Raw genomic sequence first — 14,317 nt, 5'->3', positions numbered from 1 at the left:
AGATGCTGATGCCGCGCAAGCCCCCGAAGGGCTTCCGCAAGCCGCACCACCCGGACCGCAGTGGCGCGTCCAAGGGTGGTAACCGGGTGGTGTTCGGCGAGTTCGGGATCCAGGCTCTCGAGCCGGCGTACGTGACGAACCGGCAGATCGAGTCGGCACGTATCGCGATGACTCGCCACATCAAGCGTGGTGGCAAGGTCTGGATCACGATCTTCCCGGACCAGGCCCTCACCAAGAAGCCTGCCGAGACCCGGATGGGTTCCGGTAAGGGTTCGCCCGAGTGGTGGGTCGCCAACGTCAAGCCGGGGCGGGTTCTCTTCGAGATGTCCTTCCCCAACGAGCAGACCGCGCGAGAGGCCATGCGTCGCGCGATTCACAAGCTCCCGATGAAGTGCCGCATTGTTACGCGCGAAGTGGGTGAATCCTGATGGCAGCGGGCGTTAAGGCGACCGAGCTGCGTGAGCTCTCCGAAGAGGAGCTGGTCACGAAGCTGCGGGAGGCCAAGGCGGAGCTGTTCAACCTCCGCGTGCAGGCCGCAACCGGGCAGCTGGACAACAACCGGCGGTTGCAGGTCATCCGTCGGGAGATCGCCCGGATCTACACGATCATGCGTGAGCGCGAGCTGGGGCTCTCGGCCGCGCCGACTGAGGTGACTGCATCATGACCGAAGAGACCGCCACCGCCGCCGCGCGGTCGCGCCGCAAGGTCCGCGAGGGCCTGGTGATCAGCGACAAGATGGACAAGACCGTCGTCGTCGAGGTCGAGGACCGGGTTCGGCACGCGCTGTACGGCAAGATCATGCGCCGTACGGCCAAGCTGAAGGTGCACGACGAGCAGAACGCCGCTGGCACCGGTGACCGGGTTCTCATCATGGAGACCCGGCCGCTGAGCGCCACCAAGCGTTGGCGGATCGTGGAGATCCTGGAAAAGGCCAAGTAGCGAAGGCTCGAGCTCGCCCGGCGATGCGTCGGGCGTAGGTTCCGCCAGGCTCCGGCCGGCCGCGACGGCGGCCGGAGAACCGGCAGACATAGGAGATAGACGTGATTCAGCAGGAGTCGCGACTGCGCGTCGCCGACAACACGGGTGCTCGGGAGATCCTCTGCATCCGGGTTCTCGGTGGCTCCGGTCGGCGCTACGCGAGCATCGGCGACGTCATCGTGGCCACGGTCAAGGACGCGATCCCGGGTGCCGGTGTGAAGAAGGGCGACGTCGTCAAGGCAGTCGTCGTTCGCACGGCCAAGGAGAAGCGGCGGCCGGACGGCTCGTACATCCGCTTCGACGAGAACGCCGCCGTCATCATCAAGGACGGTGGGGACCCGCGTGGAACCCGCATCTTCGGCCCGGTGGGCCGGGAGCTGCGGGACAAGCGGTTCATGAAGATCATTTCCCTCGCGCCGGAGGTGTTGTGACCGTGAAGGTCAAGAAGGGCGACACGGTCGTCGTCATCGCCGGCAAGGACAAGGGTGCCAAGGGTAAGGTCATCGCGGCCTACCCGCGGCAGGACAAGGTCCTGGTCGAGGGCGTGAACCGGGTCAAGAAGCACACCCGCATCAGCACCACCCAGCGTGGCGCCAAGACCGGCGGCATCGTCACCCAGGAGGCCCCGATCCACGTCTCGAACGTGCAGGTCCTGGACTCCGACGGCAAGCCGACCCGCGTCGGTTACCGCTTCGACGACAACGGCCAGAAGGTCCGCATCGCGCGTAGCACCGGTAAGGACCTGTGATGACCACGGCTACCGAAAAGACCCTGCCGCGCCTCAAGGAGCGGTACCGCAACGAGATCGTGGCCCAGCTGCGTGAGCAGAACAGCTACGGCAACCCTATGCAGGTGCCGCGGCTGGTCAAGATCGTCGTCAACATGGGTGTCGGCGAGGCTGCTCGCGACGCCAAGCTGATCGACGGCGCGGTCCGCGACCTCGCCACGATCACCGGCCAGAAGCCGCAGGTGCGGCGGGCGACCAAGTCCATCGCGCAGTTCAAGCTCCGCGAGGGCATGCCGATCGGCGCGAAGGTGACCCTCCGCGGCGACCGTATGTGGGAGTTCCTGGACCGGCTGCTGTCCATCGCGCTGCCGCGTATCCGCGACTTCCGCGGTCTGGACGGGCGCAAGCTCGACGGGCACGGCAACTACACGTTCGGTCTGACCGAGCAGTCGGTGTTCCACGAGATCGACCAGGACCGGATCGATCGCCAGCGGGGCATGGACATCACGGTGGTCACCACCGCTACGACCGACGACGAGGGCCGGGCGCTGCTCAAGCTCCTGGGCTTCCCGTTCAAGGAGAACTGAGATGGCCAAGAAGGCGCTGATCATCAAGGCGGCCGCGAAGCCGAAGTTCTCGGTTCGCGCGTACACCCGCTGCCAGCGGTGCGGGCGTCCGAAGGCGGTCTACCGCAAGTTCGGGCTCTGCCGGGTCTGCATCCGGGAGATGGCCCACCGCGGTGAGCTGCCGGGTGTGTCCAAGGCTTCCTGGTAAGGGCGACCGCGTCCCGGCTGTCAGCCGGGAACTCCTGCACCGATTAGGTATTGCTCTTCGCCGTAGGCCCGGGGCTGATGCCCCGGGAACCCCGGCGAGAAAGGCTGACGAAATCCATGACGATGACCGACCCGATCGCAGACATGCTCACGCGTCTGCGTAACGCCAACCAGGCGTACCACGATCAGGTGAAGATGCCCTACTCCAAGATCAAGGCGAACATCGCCGAGGTCCTGAAGGCCGAGGGTTACATCGCCACCTGGTCGGTCGAGGAGCCCGAGGAGGGTGCCGTCGGCAAGCGACTGGTCGTCGAGCTGAAGTATGGCCAGAACCGCGAGCGGAGCCTGGCCGGCATCAAGCGCGTGTCCAAGCCCGGTCTCCGGGTGTACGCCAAGTCGGACGGGCTCCCGCGGGTGCTCGGTGGGCTGGGCGTGGCGATCATTTCGACGTCCCAGGGGCTGCTGACCGACCGGCAGGCCCGCAAGCGGAGTGTTGGCGGGGAAGTCCTCGCCTTCGTCTGGTAACGGGAGACTGGTAGAAATGTCGCGAATTGGACGTAAGTCGATCCCGGTACCAGCCGGCGTCGACATCACGATCGACGGGCAGACCGTCAAGGTCAAGGGCCCGAAGGGCGAGCTGCAGCACACGATCGCCGACCCGATCACGGTCGAGCGCGCGGAGGACGGGCAGCTGAACGTCAACCGCCCGAACGACGAGCGCAAGGCCAAGGAGCTGCACGGCCTGAGCCGTACCCTGGTCGCCAACATGATCGTCGGCGTGACCGAGGGCTACCGCAAGAGCCTGGAGATCGCCGGCACCGGTTACCGGGTCACCGCCAAGGGTTCGGACCTCGAGTTCGCGCTCGGGTTCTCGCACCCGGTGGTCGTTCCCGCGCCGGCGGGCATCACCTTCACGGTGGAGCGGCCGACCCTGTTCCACGTGGCCGGCATCGACAAGCAGCAGGTCGGTGAGGTCGCCGCCAACATCCGGAAGATCCGTCCGCCGGAGCCCTACAAGGGCAAGGGCGTGAAGTACCAGGGCGAGGTCATCCGCCGCAAGGCTGGAAAGGCAGGTAAGAAGTGAGCGCCACGCTGCTCAAGCGCCGCCGCGGCGTCGCCGCCAAGCGCGCCGTTGGGCGTGCGCGTCGGCACTTCCGCGTCCGCAAGAACGTCAGCGGTACGGCCGAGCGTCCGCGCCTGGTCGTCACCCGTTCGCTGCGGCACATGGTTGCCCAGATCGTCGACGACACCAAGGGTCACACCCTGGCGTCGGCGTCGACCCTGGACTCCTCGCTGCGCGGTACGGAGGGCGACAAGAGCGCCCTCGCCGGCAAGGTGGGCGCCCTGCTCGCCGAGCGGGCGAAGGCCGCCGGCGTCTCCAAGGTCGTCTTCGACCGCGGTGGCAACCGGTACGCGGGGCGAGTCGCCGCGCTTGCCGACGCCGCCCGCGAAGCCGGGCTCGAGTTCTAACAAACCCCGTCACGAGAGATAAGGAAGGCTGCTGATGCCAGGTCAACAGCGCCGTGGCGGCGGGTCCGGTGGCAACGAGGGTGGTCGCCGCGACAACCGCCGTGAGGGCGGCCGCGGAAACGCGCCCGTCGAGAAGACCCCGCACCTTGAGCGGGTCGTCGCGATCAACCGCGTCGCCAAGGTCGTGAAGGGTGGTCGTCGCTTCAGCTTCACCGCCCTGGTGATCGTGGGCGACGGCGACGGCACGGTCGGCGTGGGCTACGGAAAGGCCAAGGAGGTGCCCGCGGCCATCGCCAAGGGTGTCGAGGAGGCCAAGAAGCACTTCTTCAAGGTTCCGCGGATCGGTCAGTCGATCCCGCACCCGGTGACGGGTGAGGACGCCGCTGGCGTCGTGCTGCTCAAGCCGGCCTCGGCCGGTACGGGTGTCATCGCCGGTGGTCCGGTGCGCGCCGTGCTGGAGTGCGCCGGGATCCACGACGTGCTCTCCAAGAGCCTCGGCTCGTCGAACCCGATCAACATCGTGCACGCCACCGTGGCGGCCCTGAAGGGGCTTGAGTCCCCCGAGCAGGTCGCGGCGCGTCGTGGCCTGCCGGTGGAGGACGTTGCGCCGGCCGCCATGCTGGCGTCGCGTGCGGGGGTGGCGCGCTGATGGCACGCCTGAAGGTCACCCAGCTCCGGTCCGGTATCGGGACCAAGCACAACCAGCGTGAGTCGCTGCGTTCGCTCGGTCTCAAGCGGATCAACGACGTGGTGGTCAAGGAGGACCGGCCCGAGATCCGCGGCATGATCTTCACTGTGAGCCACCTCGTGAAGGTCGAGGAGGTCGAGTAATGACGATCAAGGTGCACCACCTGCGCCCGGCACCCGGTTCCAAGACCGCGAAGACCCGTGTGGGTCGTGGTGAGGGTTCCAAGGGCAAGACCGCTGGTCGCGGTACGAAGGGCTCCAAGGCCCGCAAGAACATCTCGGCGGCGTTCGAGGGTGGGCAGATGCCCATCCACATGCGCCTTCCGAAGATGAAGGGCTTCAAGAACAAGTTCAAGGTGGTCTTCCAGGTTGTCAACCTGGACCGGCTCGCCGAGCTGTTCCCGAACGGTGGCCAGGTTGGCCCGCTCGAGCTGGTCGAGGCCGGCGCGGTCCGCAAGGGCCAGCCGGTCAAGGTCCTCGGCACCGGGGACCTTGGCGGGGTGGCGCTCCAGGTGTCGGCGCACGCGTTCAGCGCGTCGGCCAAGGAGAAGATCGCTGCCGCCGGTGGCTCCGCCACCGAGCTGTAAGGCGTACGACCTCGGCGCCCGTCGGTTGTGAGCAACTGGCGGGCGCCTAGGTCTGCCTGGGCCGTGTGCGCCCGGTAATATCGGATTCGGTTTATGTAGCCGGGCACACCTGCCCGGAGCGGGACAGGGCTGTTAGAGTCCCATCCCAGCCATGGATTGCGGGCACTCGCCCGTGATCCACCCCCACCCGCCAGGGATCACCGGCGGCCCGCCTCGCGCAGGAGGAAGAAGTTGCTGTCCGCCTTTCTCAGTGCGTTCCGTACGCCTGACCTGCGCAAGAAGCTGCTGTTCACAGTAGGCATCATCGCGGTCTACCGGCTGGGTGCCACGCTCCCCAGCCCGGGCGTCTCGTACGGCAACGTGCAGAAGTGCCTCGACTCCATCTCGGGTGACACGACGGGCCCGCTGAATCTGCTCAACCTCTTCTCCGGCGGGGCGCTGCTACAGCTCTCGGTCTTCGCGCTGGGCATCATGCCCTACATCACCGCGTCGATCATCCTGCAGCTGCTGACCGTCGTGATTCCGCGCCTGGAGCAGCTCCGCAAGGAGGGCCAGGCCGGTCAGGCGAAGATCACGCAGTACACCCGCTACCTGACCCTCGGTCTCGGCGTGCTGCAGGCCTCGGCGTTCGTGGCGCTGGCCCGCTCGGGTCAGCTGTTCCAGAACCGCTGCGACCAGTTCCCGATCATCCCCGAGAACACCGGCATCCCGGACTGGCTGACCCTGGCCGTCCTGGTGATCACCATGACCGCCGGCACCGGCATGGTCATGTGGCTCGGTGAGCTGATCACCGACCGGGGCGTCGGCAACGGCATGTCCGTTCTGATCTTCACCTCGATCGCGGCCCGGCTGCCCGGCGAGGGCTGGCAGATCAAGACCCAACAGGGCTGGGGCAAGTTCGCTCTCGTCATCGCGCTGGTTCTGGTGGTCATCACCGCGGTCACGTTCATCGAGCAGGCGCAGCGCCGGATCCCGGTGCAGTACGCCAAGCGGATGATCGGCCGGCGGATGTACGGCGGCACCTCGACCTACATCCCGCTGAAGGTCAACCAGGCGGGTGTCATCCCGGTCATCTTCGGCTCGTCGCTGCTCTACCTCCCGCAGTTGGCCCTGCAGTTCTTCGACCAGAACGATCCGGGCAAGGTCCAGGCGTGGATCCAGAACAACCTGGTCGCACCGAACAGCCCGATCTACATCTCGGTCTACTTCCTGCTGATCATCTTCTTCACGTACTTCTACGTCTCGATCACGTTCAACCCGACCGAGGTCGCGGACAACATGAAGAAGTACGGCGGGTTCGTGCCGGGTATCCGGCCGGGCAAGCCGACGGCCGACTACCTGGACTTCATCCTCAGCCGGATCACCCTGCCGGGCGCGCTCTACCTCGGCATCATCTCGATCCTGCCGAACTTCTTCTTCATCTGGCTGGACAGCCAGCAGTACCAGAACTTCCCGTTCGGTGGCACCGCTGTGCTCATCATGGTCGGCGTCGGTCTGGAGACCGTGAAGCAGATCGAGAGCCAACTCATGCAGCGGAACTACGAAGGGTTCCTGCGGTAGATGAGACTAGTTCTGGTTGGCCCGCCGGGTGCGGGTAAGGGCACGCAGGCAGAGTTCGTCGCCGCGCACCTGTCGGTACCCAAGATCTCGACCGGAGACATCTTCCGCTCGAACGTCACCCAGGGCACGCCGCTCGGCGTCGAGGCCAAGCGTTACATGGACGCAGGCGAGCTGGTTCCGGACGAGGTCACCATCAACATGGTCCGGGACCGGCTGGCCGAGCCCGACGCCAGCGAGGGCTTCCTGCTCGACGGCTTCCCGCGGACCACGCCGCAGGCCGCCGCTCTGGACAAGCTCCTCGCCGATCTGGGCACCGCCCTGGATCTGGTGTTGGAGCTGGTGGTCGACGACGACGAGGTGATCCGGCGGCTCTCCGGCAGGCGTACCTGCCGGGGTTGCGGCAAGATCTGGCACGTCGAGTTCGACGCCACCACCCGGCCGGGCATCTGTGACAGGTGTGGCGCCGAGCTGTTCCAGCGCGACGACGACAAGCCGGAGACCATCGCCACCCGCCTGCGGGAATACAGCGAGAAGACCGCGCCCCTGGTCGACTACTACGGCGCCCAGGGCAAGCTGGTGGGGATCGACGCCACCGGCCCGGTGGAGGACGTCACCACCAGGGCCATCGACGCACTGCGGTCGTACGGCGGCTGAGGTCCTCGCCGCACCGCGGCGGATAGAGTGCGAAGAGCGGGGTACGCGCGACGTGCCCCGCTTTTCGGCAACGAAAGGTAACCGCTCCATGCGTCGTCCCCAGCTGGACATCCAGCTGAAGACCCCTGACCAGATCGACAAGATGCGCGCGGCCGGGCTCGTGGTCGCCGAGGCCCTGCGCCGGATGCGCGAGGCAGTGGCCCCCGGTGTGAGCACGGCCGATCTGGACGCCATCGCCGAGTCGACGATCCGAGAGGCGGGCGCCGTCCCGTCCTTCAAGGGCTACCACGGCTTCCCGGCGTCGATCTGCTCCTCGGTCAATGAGCAGATCGTGCACGCCATCCCGTCGCCGCAGCAGGTGCTCTCCGAGGGCGACCTCATCTCGATCGACTGCGGCGCGGTGCTCAACGGGTGGCACGGCGATTCCGCGATCACCGTCGGGGTCGGCGACGTCGACCCGGCGCTGCTCAAGATGGCCGAGGTCGCCGAGGACGCGATGTGGGCGGGCATCGCCGCGGCGGCGCGTGGTGCGGCCAGCGGCAAGGGGCGGCTCACCGACATCTCGTACGCGGTGGAGACCGCGGTCCGCAAGGGCGGCCGGTACGGCATCGTCGACGGCTACGGTGGCCACGGCATCGGCACCGAGATGCACCAGGACCCGCACGTGCTCAACCACGGTAGGCCGGGCAAGGGGCCGCGTCTGGTCCCCGGCATGGCGCTGGCGATCGAGCCGATGATCACCATGGCGTCGCCGCGTACCGTCGAACTGGCCGACGGTTGGACGGTCGTCACCCGGGACGGGTCGGTCGCCGCGCACGTCGAGCACTCGATGGCGCTGTTGCCTGACGGCGTGTGGGTGCTCACGGCCTTCGACGGCGGCCGCGCCCGCCTAGGCGACCTGGTAACCGCACGCCAACCCGCCACCACCCCCTAACCCCCCACCCCCAACCCCACCCCCAACCCCACCCCCCGCTCGTCGATCATGAAGTTATTGCCCTGACACGCCGATGAGGCTGGCAATAACTTCATGATCAACCGTGCGGGGTGGGGTGGGAGCGCGGACGGGTGGGAGGGTGGACGGGCGGGCCGGACGGGACTGGCGTGGCGGTGGCATGCTTGCCGGCATGGACGGGCGCGACGGGATGCGGGCCGCGGACGCGGACCGTGAGGTGGTTGCCGACCGGCTGCGTGTCGCACTCGGCGAGGGCCGGTTGGACCTGCACGAGTACGACGAGCGGGTGCAGCGGGCCTACGCGGCGCGCACGTACGCCGAGCTGGACGCCCTGCTCAGCGATCTGCCGCCGGTGGCGCCCCCGGAGCATTCGGCCCTGCGGTCGGCCAGCGCGTCGGTCGAGCCGCCCGTCGGTCGGCCCGCCCCGGTCGTGCACGGCCACGTCGGTCGTTGGCTGGCCGAGGTGTGGCTGCCGTACCTGAAGGTGGTCGCCATCGTGGTGACGATCTGGGGCGTGACCTCGCTGCTGAGCCAGCAACTGCTCTATTTCTGGCCGGGCTGGGTGGCCGGCCCGTGGGGCGCGGTGCTGGTGCTCCGGACGGTCGGCGGGCTGGCCGGGGGAGAGCCCCGCCGCCAGGCGATCGAGCGGGAGCGCCGGCGTGAGCGCAGGCGGGCCAAGCGCGAGCGCCGCCGCGAGCTGCACGCCAACGACCCAGAAGACCCCAAACCCGAAACCTGACCCACCGACCCCGTCCGGCCGACCCGCCGCACCGAACCAACCACCGTTGATCATGGGGTTGACGAGGCCGACGGCCGTGTGCCGCCTCGCCAACCCCATGATCAACAGTCGATGTGGGGCGGCGTTTGCGGAGATCATCGGAGGGTTGCGCGGGCGAGCTGGGGGCGACGCGGCGACGCGGTGGGTGGCCGGTTTGGCGACGGCGCGCAGGCCGGCGTACACTTTCTGTTCGGCGCACAGCGTCCACTCCGGCATGCCCACCCTGCGCTTCGGTGGGACCTGGAGCCGCGGCTGGCGCGGGCTTCTGATCTTGGTCAGTTCCCCGTGTAAGGCGTTGTGGGCCGCCCGGAGCAATCGACGTCAGGACAGCGGAGGACATGCCGAAAAAAGACGGAGCCATTGAGATCGAGGGTCGGGTCATCGAGCCCCTGCCGAACGCCATGTTCCGGGTGGAGCTCGCGAACGGCCACAAGGTGTTGGCTCACATCAGCGGCAAGATGCGACAGCACTACATCCGCATCCTGCCGGAGGACCGGGTCGTCGTCGAACTCTCGCCGTACGACCTGACCCGCGGGCGCATCGTCTACCGCTACAAGTAGTCCTGACGGCGGCCGGGAAGTCCCGTGTCCGTCTTCGACGTCTGGTGTCGTGCAACGCGCGTCCCCGGGCCAGATGGGAAGTAAGGCAACCGTGAAGGTCAAGCCGAGCGTCAAGAGGATCTGCCAGAAGTGCCGGGTTATCCGCCGGCACGGCCGGGTCATGGTCATCTGCAGCGACCCGCGCCACAAGCAGCGCCAGGGCTGACTCAGCCCGTTCGGCCGTGACAACGGCCGGGTGGCGTTGGTCCAGGCAGATCCCCTGCGACACACACATCACACATGCTCGTCCCAGCCGCGAGCGGTACGCGAGACGTACTCCTGCGTGGCTGACCCCCGGTCGGAGGCCGGGGCCCGCTTGGGCAGCGACCGATCCCGGTCGCCGGCGCTGACAGCGTCGGAAAGACGGGACGGCCGGTAGCGGGGTGGGACGGGTCCACACCTCCGCCACACATCACGAGGAGTACGCCCGCACATGGCACGTCTAGTCGGCGTGGATCTCCCCCGCGAGAAGCGGATGGAGATCGCGCTCACCTACATCTTCGGGGTCGGTCGCACCCGCGCCCTGGAGACACTCGCCGCCACCGGCATCTCGCCGGACAAGCGCGCTCGGGACCTCACGGACGAGGAGCTCGTGCAGCTCCGCGACCACATCGAGGGCAACTACAAGGTTGAAGGCGACCTGCGCCGCGAGGTCGCCGCTGACATCCGCCGCAAGGTCGAGATCGGCTGCTACGCCGGCATCCGGCACCGCCGGGGCCTGCCCGTGCGTGGCCAGCGGACCAAGACCAACGCACGGACCCGCAAGGGCCCGAAGCGGACCGTCGCCGGCAAGAAGAAGCCCGGCAAGAAGTAATAGGAGCGCAGAAGACTTATGCCACCGAAGGCTCGTGCCGGAGCCGCTGTCAAGAAGGTCCGGCGCAAGGAACGCAAGAACGTCGCCCACGGGCAGGCGCACATCAAGAGCACCTTCAACAACACCATCGTGTCCATCACGGACCCGACCGGTGCGGTCATCTCCTGGGCCTCCGCTGGCCAGGTGGGCTTCAAGGGCTCCCGCAAGTCGACTCCGTTCGCCGCGCAGCTGGCCGCCGAGGCTGCCGCGCGTCGCGCCATGGAGCACGGCATGCGCAAGGTCGACGTTTTCGTCAAGGGCCCCGGCTCCGGCCGGGAGACCGCCATCCGTTCGCTGCAGGCCGTGGGCCTCGAGGTCGGGCAGATCGCCGACGTCACCCCGCAGCCGCACAACGGGTGCCGTCCGCCGAAGCGTCGCCGGGTCTGAGAGGTAGAGAGAGATGGCTCGTTACACCGGTGCAGACTGCCGCCGTTGCCGGCGGGAGAAGATGAAGCTGTTCCTCAAGGGCAGCAAGTGCGATGGTCCGAAGTGCCCGTTCGAGTCCCGGCCGTTCCCGCCCGGGCAGCACGGCCGCGGCCGCACCAAGGAGACGGAGTACCTGCTCCAGCTCCGCGAGAAGCAGAAGGCCCGTCGTGTCTACGGCGTGCTGGAGAAGCAGTTCCGTGGCTACTACGAGGAAGCCGTTGGCAAGCAGGCCAAGACCGGTGAGGTCCTCCTGCAGATCCTCGAGTCGCGGCTGGACAACGTCGTTTACCGGGCCGGCTACGCCCACTCGCGGGACATGGCCCGCCAGCTGGTCAAGCACGGTCACTTCACGGTGAACGGCAAGAAGGTCGACATCCCGTCGTACCGCGTCAAGGAGCACGACATCATCGAGGTCCGGGGCAAGAGCAAGGAGCTCACCCCGTTCGTGGTGGCGCAGGCTCAGGCCGGTTCGAAGACGGTGCCGGCCTGGCTGGAGGCAATCCCCAGCCAGATGAAGGTGCTCGTGCACTCCCTCCCGGCCCGGCAGGTCATTGACACGCAGGTCCAGGAGCAGCTGATCGTCGAGCTCTACTCCAAGTAGTCGGGCTCGTTGCGGTGGCCCGCCCTCCGGGGCGGGCCACCGGAACAGTTTGTGTCGTGGACGTCAAATAGCGGGCGTCCCGGAAGAGAAGAGACAACATGCTCATCAGCCAGCGACCCTCCCTCTCCGAGGAGTCGATCAACGAGACCCGGTCGCGGTTCGCCATCGAGCCGCTCGAGCCGGGCTTCGGCTACACCCTGGGCAACTCGCTGCGGCGCACGCTGCTGTCGTCGATCCCGGGTGCGGCGGTCACCTCGATCAAGATCGACGGCGTGCTGCACGAGTTCACCACGATCCCCGGTGTCAAGGAGGACGTGGTCGAGCTCGTCATGAACATCAAGGAGCTGTGCGTCAGCTCCGAGCACGACGAGCCGGTCAGCATGTACCTGCGCAAGCAGGGCCCGGGCGACGTGACGGCGGGCGACATCCAGCCCCCGGCCGGCGTCTCGGTGCACAACCCGGACCTCAAGCTCGCGACCCTCAACGGCAAGGGCCGGCTCGACATGGAGCTGACCGTCGAGCGGGGCCGGGGCTACGTGACGGCCGCACAGAACAAGCAGTCCGGCGCCGAGATCGGCCGCATCCCGGTCGACTCGATCTACTCGCCCGTGCTGAAGGTGACGTACCGCGTCGAGGCGACCCGCGTCGAGCAGCGCACCGACTTCGACCGGCTCATCATCGACGTCGAGACCAAGCCGTCGATGGGCCCGCGTACCGCGCTGGCCTCCGCCGGTTCGACGCTTGTGGAGCTGTTCGGGCTGGCTCGTGAGCTGGACGAGACCGCCGAGGGCATCGACATCGGGCCGTCCCCGCAGGACGCCCAGCTGGCGGCGGACCTCGCTCTGCCGATCGAGGAGCTGGACCTCACCGTCCGCTCCTACAACTGCCTCAAGCGCGAGGGCATCAACTCCGTTGGTGAGCTCATCGGGCGTACCGAGGCCGACCTCCTCGACATCCGCAACTTCGGTCAGAAGTCGATCGACGAGGTCAAGATGAAGCTCGCCGGGATGGGTCTCGGGCTGAAGGACTCGGCTCCGAACTTCGACCCGGCGCACGTCGTGGACACCTTCGGCGAGGCCGACTACGACACCGACGACTACCGCGAGACCGAGCAGCTCTAGTCCGCGCTGCCGCCACAACTGAGGAGCACCAAAAATGCCCACGCCCACCAAGGGCCCCCGCCTCGGCGGCAGCCCCTCGCACGAGCGGCTGATGCTCGCCAACCTGGCGACCGCGCTGTTCCAGCACGGCAAGATCCAGACCACCGAGACGAAGGCCCGTCGGCTGCGTCCGCTGGCCGAGCAGCTCATCACCAAGGCCAAGCGCGGTGACCTCGCCTCGCGGCGGCGGGTGCTGGGTGTCGTCAAGGACAAGGACGTGGTGTACGCCCTGTTCGACCAGATCGCGCCCCGGTACTCGAACCGCCCCGGCGGTTACACCCGGATCGTGAAGACCGGTCCGCGCAAGGGCGACAACGCGCCGATGGCCATCATCGAGCTGGTGGAAGAGCTTCAGGTCGCCGAGCCCAAGGTGAACAAGAAGACCGCCGCCCGCAAGGCCGCGCAGCAGGACAAGGTCGAGGCGCTCGCCCCGGCCGACGAGACCCCGCAGTCGGCCCCGGCCGACCAGGACTCCGAGGCGCCGGTGTCGGCATCCGGCGACACCGCCGAGGCGCGCGAGGACAGCGACCTCGCCACCGAGGAGAACAAGGCCTGACCTCGGGCATCGTTTCCGGGCCCGGCACCCCTCACGGGGTGTCGGGCCCGACCCGTAACAGGAGGTACGAGGTGGACGAGCGGATCCGGCTGCGGCTGGACGTCTCGTACGACGGCGCCAGTTTCTCCGGCTGGGCGCCCCAGCCGACCCGGCGGACCGTCGCCGGGGTGCTCGTCGAGACCCTGGACCTGGTGCTCGGCGCGGGTACGGCGACAGGTCTGACCGTCGCGGGTCGCACCGACGCGGGGGTGCACGCCACCGGGCAGGTCTGCCACCTGGACCTCCCCGCCGAGGTGTGGCGCGAGCACGAGGGACGGTTGCTGCGCCGTCTCGCGCGGCTGCTCCCCACCGACGTGCGGGTACGGGCGATGTCGGAGGTGCCGGCCGACTTCGACGCCCGCTTCTCGGCAACCTTCCGGCGCTACGAGTACCGGGTGACCGACGCCCCGTACGGCGCCGAGCCGTTGCGCCGACACGAGGTGCTGGCCTGGCCGCGACCGCTGGACCTGGCCGCCCTGAACGCCGCTGCGGCGGGTCTGGTGGGGGAGCACGACTTCGCCGCGTACTGCCGGCGCAAGGAGAACGCGACGACGCTGCGCGAGGTGACCCGACTGGACTGGCGGCGCGACCCGGACGGCATCCTGGTCGCCACCGTGCAGGCGGACGCGTTCTGCCAGGCCATGGTCCGCAGCCTCGTAGGAGCGATGCTGGCGGCCGGCGACGGTCGCCGGACGGTCGAGTGGCCGGGCAGCCTGCTCGACCGGCAGGAACGCTCCAGTGAGGTGACTGTGGCCCCGGCGCACGGCCTCACCCTGGTCGCGGTCGGCTACCCGGACGACCCGGCCGACTACGCCCGTCGCGCGGACCTGACGCGCCGCCTGCGCGTGCCCGTCGAGGGCTGACGACGACGGCCTCGTCGTGGGCTGACGACGGCGGTCGCGGACGACGGCGGGTGT

Annotated in this window: 25 protein-coding genes; all 25 read left to right on the top strand. The window is 68.1% G+C overall.

All coding sequences use genetic code 11. The features are described 5' to 3' along the window. Positions 1-2: 2 nt before the first annotated feature. The 25 genes from rplP to truA all read left to right on the top strand — a co-directional run bounded on the left by rplP (position 3) and on the right by truA (position 14,263). Positions 3-428, top strand: a complete 426-nt coding sequence (gene rplP, locus AB0K10_RS06285) for a 50S ribosomal protein L16 (RefSeq protein ID WP_053653940.1) — start codon at positions 3-5, stop codon at positions 426-428. Beyond that, positions 428-664 (top strand): 50S ribosomal protein L29, encoded by a 237-nt coding sequence (rpmC, locus tag AB0K10_RS06280; RefSeq protein ID WP_007465283.1) that lies wholly within the window; start codon positions 428-430, stop codon positions 662-664. Before rplP ends, rpmC begins: the two co-directional genes overlap by 1 nt. Continuing rightward, positions 661-939: a 30S ribosomal protein S17 gene (gene rpsQ, locus AB0K10_RS06275; protein ID WP_030489590.1), complete on the top strand. Its 279-nt coding sequence runs from the start codon at positions 661-663 to the stop codon at positions 937-939. Before rpmC ends, rpsQ begins: the two co-directional genes overlap by 4 nt. Positions 940-1,040: 101 nt before the next feature. Next, positions 1,041-1,409: a 50S ribosomal protein L14 gene (gene rplN, locus AB0K10_RS06270; protein ID WP_007073026.1), complete on the top strand. Its 369-nt coding sequence runs from the start codon at positions 1,041-1,043 to the stop codon at positions 1,407-1,409. Beyond that, on the top strand, positions 1,406-1,726 hold the full coding sequence (rplX, locus tag AB0K10_RS06265; protein WP_355242147.1) for a 50S ribosomal protein L24: 321 nt from the start codon (positions 1,406-1,408) through the stop codon (positions 1,724-1,726). Before rplN ends, rplX begins: the two co-directional genes overlap by 4 nt. Then, the gene (gene rplE, locus AB0K10_RS06260; protein WP_124776994.1) at positions 1,726-2,292 is read left to right on the top strand and encodes a 50S ribosomal protein L5; all 567 of its coding nucleotides are present in this window, start codon (positions 1,726-1,728) and stop codon (positions 2,290-2,292) included. Before rplX ends, rplE begins: the two co-directional genes overlap by 1 nt. A 1-nt stretch (position 2,293) precedes the next feature. Then, positions 2,294-2,479 (top strand): type Z 30S ribosomal protein S14, encoded by a 186-nt coding sequence (locus AB0K10_RS06255; protein ID WP_007465272.1) that lies wholly within the window; start codon positions 2,294-2,296, stop codon positions 2,477-2,479. 116 nt (positions 2,480-2,595) lie between these two features. Further along, positions 2,596-3,003 (top strand): 30S ribosomal protein S8, encoded by a 408-nt coding sequence (gene rpsH, locus AB0K10_RS06250; protein WP_007465270.1) that lies wholly within the window; start codon positions 2,596-2,598, stop codon positions 3,001-3,003. Between the two features lie 16 nt (positions 3,004-3,019). Beyond that, the gene (gene rplF / locus AB0K10_RS06245; protein ID WP_007465267.1) at positions 3,020-3,562 is read left to right on the top strand and encodes a 50S ribosomal protein L6; all 543 of its coding nucleotides are present in this window, start codon (positions 3,020-3,022) and stop codon (positions 3,560-3,562) included. An 8-nt stretch (positions 3,563-3,570) separates the two neighbouring features. Continuing rightward, a complete protein-coding gene (gene rplR, locus AB0K10_RS06240) occupies positions 3,571-3,948 on the top strand; it encodes a 50S ribosomal protein L18 (protein ID WP_344355683.1) in 378 nt (125 codons plus the stop codon). Positions 3,949-3,982: 34 nt separating this feature from the next. Next, entirely contained in the window at positions 3,983-4,597 is a 615-nt protein-coding gene (rpsE, locus tag AB0K10_RS06235; protein WP_007465263.1) for a 30S ribosomal protein S5, read from the top strand. Beyond that, positions 4,597-4,779: a 50S ribosomal protein L30 gene (gene rpmD, locus AB0K10_RS06230; protein WP_007465262.1), complete on the top strand. Its 183-nt coding sequence runs from the start codon at positions 4,597-4,599 to the stop codon at positions 4,777-4,779. The genes rpsE and rpmD overlap by 1 nt, the downstream gene beginning before the upstream one ends. Further along, positions 4,779-5,222, top strand: a complete 444-nt coding sequence (gene rplO / locus AB0K10_RS06225; RefSeq protein WP_007465260.1) for a 50S ribosomal protein L15 — start codon at positions 4,779-4,781, stop codon at positions 5,220-5,222. Before rpmD ends, rplO begins: the two co-directional genes overlap by 1 nt. 231 nt (positions 5,223-5,453) lie before the next feature. Then, positions 5,454-6,782 carry a preprotein translocase subunit SecY gene (secY, locus tag AB0K10_RS06220; RefSeq protein WP_363680453.1) on the top strand — a complete coding sequence of 443 codons (1,329 nt, stop codon included), beginning with the start codon at positions 5,454-5,456 and terminating at the stop codon, positions 6,780-6,782. After that, a complete protein-coding gene (locus AB0K10_RS06215; RefSeq protein ID WP_007465256.1) occupies positions 6,783-7,436 on the top strand; it encodes an adenylate kinase in 654 nt (217 codons plus the stop codon). It abuts the gene before it with no gap. An 88-nt stretch (positions 7,437-7,524) separates the two neighbouring features. Then, positions 7,525-8,370 (top strand): type I methionyl aminopeptidase, encoded by an 846-nt coding sequence (map, locus tag AB0K10_RS06210; protein WP_363680451.1) that lies wholly within the window; start codon positions 7,525-7,527, stop codon positions 8,368-8,370. A 190-nt stretch (positions 8,371-8,560) separates the two neighbouring features. Then, positions 8,561-9,127 carry a DUF1707 domain-containing protein gene (locus AB0K10_RS06205; RefSeq protein ID WP_363680539.1) on the top strand — a complete coding sequence of 189 codons (567 nt, stop codon included), beginning with the start codon at positions 8,561-8,563 and terminating at the stop codon, positions 9,125-9,127. Between the two features lie 377 nt (positions 9,128-9,504). Further along, positions 9,505-9,726, top strand: a complete 222-nt coding sequence (gene infA / locus AB0K10_RS06200; RefSeq protein ID WP_007073013.1) for a translation initiation factor IF-1 — start codon at positions 9,505-9,507, stop codon at positions 9,724-9,726. Positions 9,727-9,817: 91 nt separating this feature from the next. Next, on the top strand, positions 9,818-9,931 hold the full coding sequence (rpmJ, locus tag AB0K10_RS06195; RefSeq protein WP_088952025.1) for a 50S ribosomal protein L36: 114 nt from the start codon (positions 9,818-9,820) through the stop codon (positions 9,929-9,931). Between the two features lie 267 nt (positions 9,932-10,198). Then, entirely contained in the window at positions 10,199-10,579 is a 381-nt protein-coding gene (gene rpsM, locus AB0K10_RS06190) for a 30S ribosomal protein S13 (protein WP_007465236.1), read from the top strand. A gap of 18 nt (positions 10,580-10,597) precedes the next feature. After that, positions 10,598-11,005 (top strand): 30S ribosomal protein S11, encoded by a 408-nt coding sequence (rpsK, locus tag AB0K10_RS06185; RefSeq protein ID WP_030329919.1) that lies wholly within the window; start codon positions 10,598-10,600, stop codon positions 11,003-11,005. Positions 11,006-11,018: 13 nt separating this feature from the next. Beyond that, a complete protein-coding gene (gene rpsD, locus AB0K10_RS06180) occupies positions 11,019-11,645 on the top strand; it encodes a 30S ribosomal protein S4 (RefSeq protein WP_007465229.1) in 627 nt (208 codons plus the stop codon). A gap of 98 nt (positions 11,646-11,743) precedes the next feature. Further along, positions 11,744-12,766, top strand: a complete 1,023-nt coding sequence (locus AB0K10_RS06175; RefSeq protein ID WP_007465227.1) for a DNA-directed RNA polymerase subunit alpha — start codon at positions 11,744-11,746, stop codon at positions 12,764-12,766. 34 nt (positions 12,767-12,800) lie between these two features. Next, positions 12,801-13,361, top strand: a complete 561-nt coding sequence (rplQ, locus tag AB0K10_RS06170) for a 50S ribosomal protein L17 (RefSeq protein ID WP_363680449.1) — start codon at positions 12,801-12,803, stop codon at positions 13,359-13,361. A 71-nt stretch (positions 13,362-13,432) separates the two neighbouring features. Continuing rightward, on the top strand, positions 13,433-14,263 hold the full coding sequence (gene truA / locus AB0K10_RS06165) for a tRNA pseudouridine(38-40) synthase TruA (RefSeq protein WP_363680447.1): 831 nt from the start codon (positions 13,433-13,435) through the stop codon (positions 14,261-14,263). Positions 14,264-14,317: the final 54 nt, after the last annotated feature.

It is taken from the genome of Micromonospora sp. NPDC049274 (assembly GCF_040678875.1).
Classification (GTDB): domain Bacteria; phylum Actinomycetota; class Actinomycetes; order Mycobacteriales; family Micromonosporaceae; genus Micromonospora.
The sequence above is the reverse complement of the archived record's forward strand: the minus strand, read 5'-3'. Positions and strand labels throughout refer to the sequence as shown.

Coding starts and splice junctions, on each gene's coding strand:
- rplO (WP_007465260.1), top strand. CDS start 4,779: ATGACGATCAAGGTGCACCACCTGCGCCCGGCACCCGGTTCCAAGACC.
- rpmC (WP_007465283.1), top strand. CDS start 428: ATGGCAGCGGGCGTTAAGGCGACCGAGCTGCGTGAGCTCTCCGAAGAG.
- rplF (WP_007465267.1), top strand. CDS start 3,020: ATGTCGCGAATTGGACGTAAGTCGATCCCGGTACCAGCCGGCGTCGAC.
- rpsM (WP_007465236.1), top strand. CDS start 10,199: ATGGCACGTCTAGTCGGCGTGGATCTCCCCCGCGAGAAGCGGATGGAG.
- AB0K10_RS06215 (WP_007465256.1), top strand. CDS start 6,783: ATGAGACTAGTTCTGGTTGGCCCGCCGGGTGCGGGTAAGGGCACGCAG.
- rpsK (WP_030329919.1), top strand. CDS start 10,598: ATGCCACCGAAGGCTCGTGCCGGAGCCGCTGTCAAGAAGGTCCGGCGC.
- rpsQ (WP_030489590.1), top strand. CDS start 661: ATGACCGAAGAGACCGCCACCGCCGCCGCGCGGTCGCGCCGCAAGGTC.
- rpmD (WP_007465262.1), top strand. CDS start 4,597: ATGGCACGCCTGAAGGTCACCCAGCTCCGGTCCGGTATCGGGACCAAG.
- rplQ (WP_363680449.1), top strand. CDS start 12,801: ATGCCCACGCCCACCAAGGGCCCCCGCCTCGGCGGCAGCCCCTCGCAC.
- rpsH (WP_007465270.1), top strand. CDS start 2,596: ATGACGATGACCGACCCGATCGCAGACATGCTCACGCGTCTGCGTAAC.
- rpsE (WP_007465263.1), top strand. CDS start 3,983: ATGCCAGGTCAACAGCGCCGTGGCGGCGGGTCCGGTGGCAACGAGGGT.
- AB0K10_RS06175 (WP_007465227.1), top strand. CDS start 11,744: ATGCTCATCAGCCAGCGACCCTCCCTCTCCGAGGAGTCGATCAACGAG.
- rplP (WP_053653940.1), top strand. CDS start 3: ATGCTGATGCCGCGCAAGCCCCCGAAGGGCTTCCGCAAGCCGCACCAC.
- rpsD (WP_007465229.1), top strand. CDS start 11,019: ATGGCTCGTTACACCGGTGCAGACTGCCGCCGTTGCCGGCGGGAGAAG.
- map (WP_363680451.1), top strand. CDS start 7,525: ATGCGTCGTCCCCAGCTGGACATCCAGCTGAAGACCCCTGACCAGATC.
- rplE (WP_124776994.1), top strand. CDS start 1,726: ATGACCACGGCTACCGAAAAGACCCTGCCGCGCCTCAAGGAGCGGTAC.
- AB0K10_RS06255 (WP_007465272.1), top strand. CDS start 2,294: ATGGCCAAGAAGGCGCTGATCATCAAGGCGGCCGCGAAGCCGAAGTTC.
- infA (WP_007073013.1), top strand. CDS start 9,505: ATGCCGAAAAAAGACGGAGCCATTGAGATCGAGGGTCGGGTCATCGAG.
- AB0K10_RS06205 (WP_363680539.1), top strand. CDS start 8,561: ATGGACGGGCGCGACGGGATGCGGGCCGCGGACGCGGACCGTGAGGTG.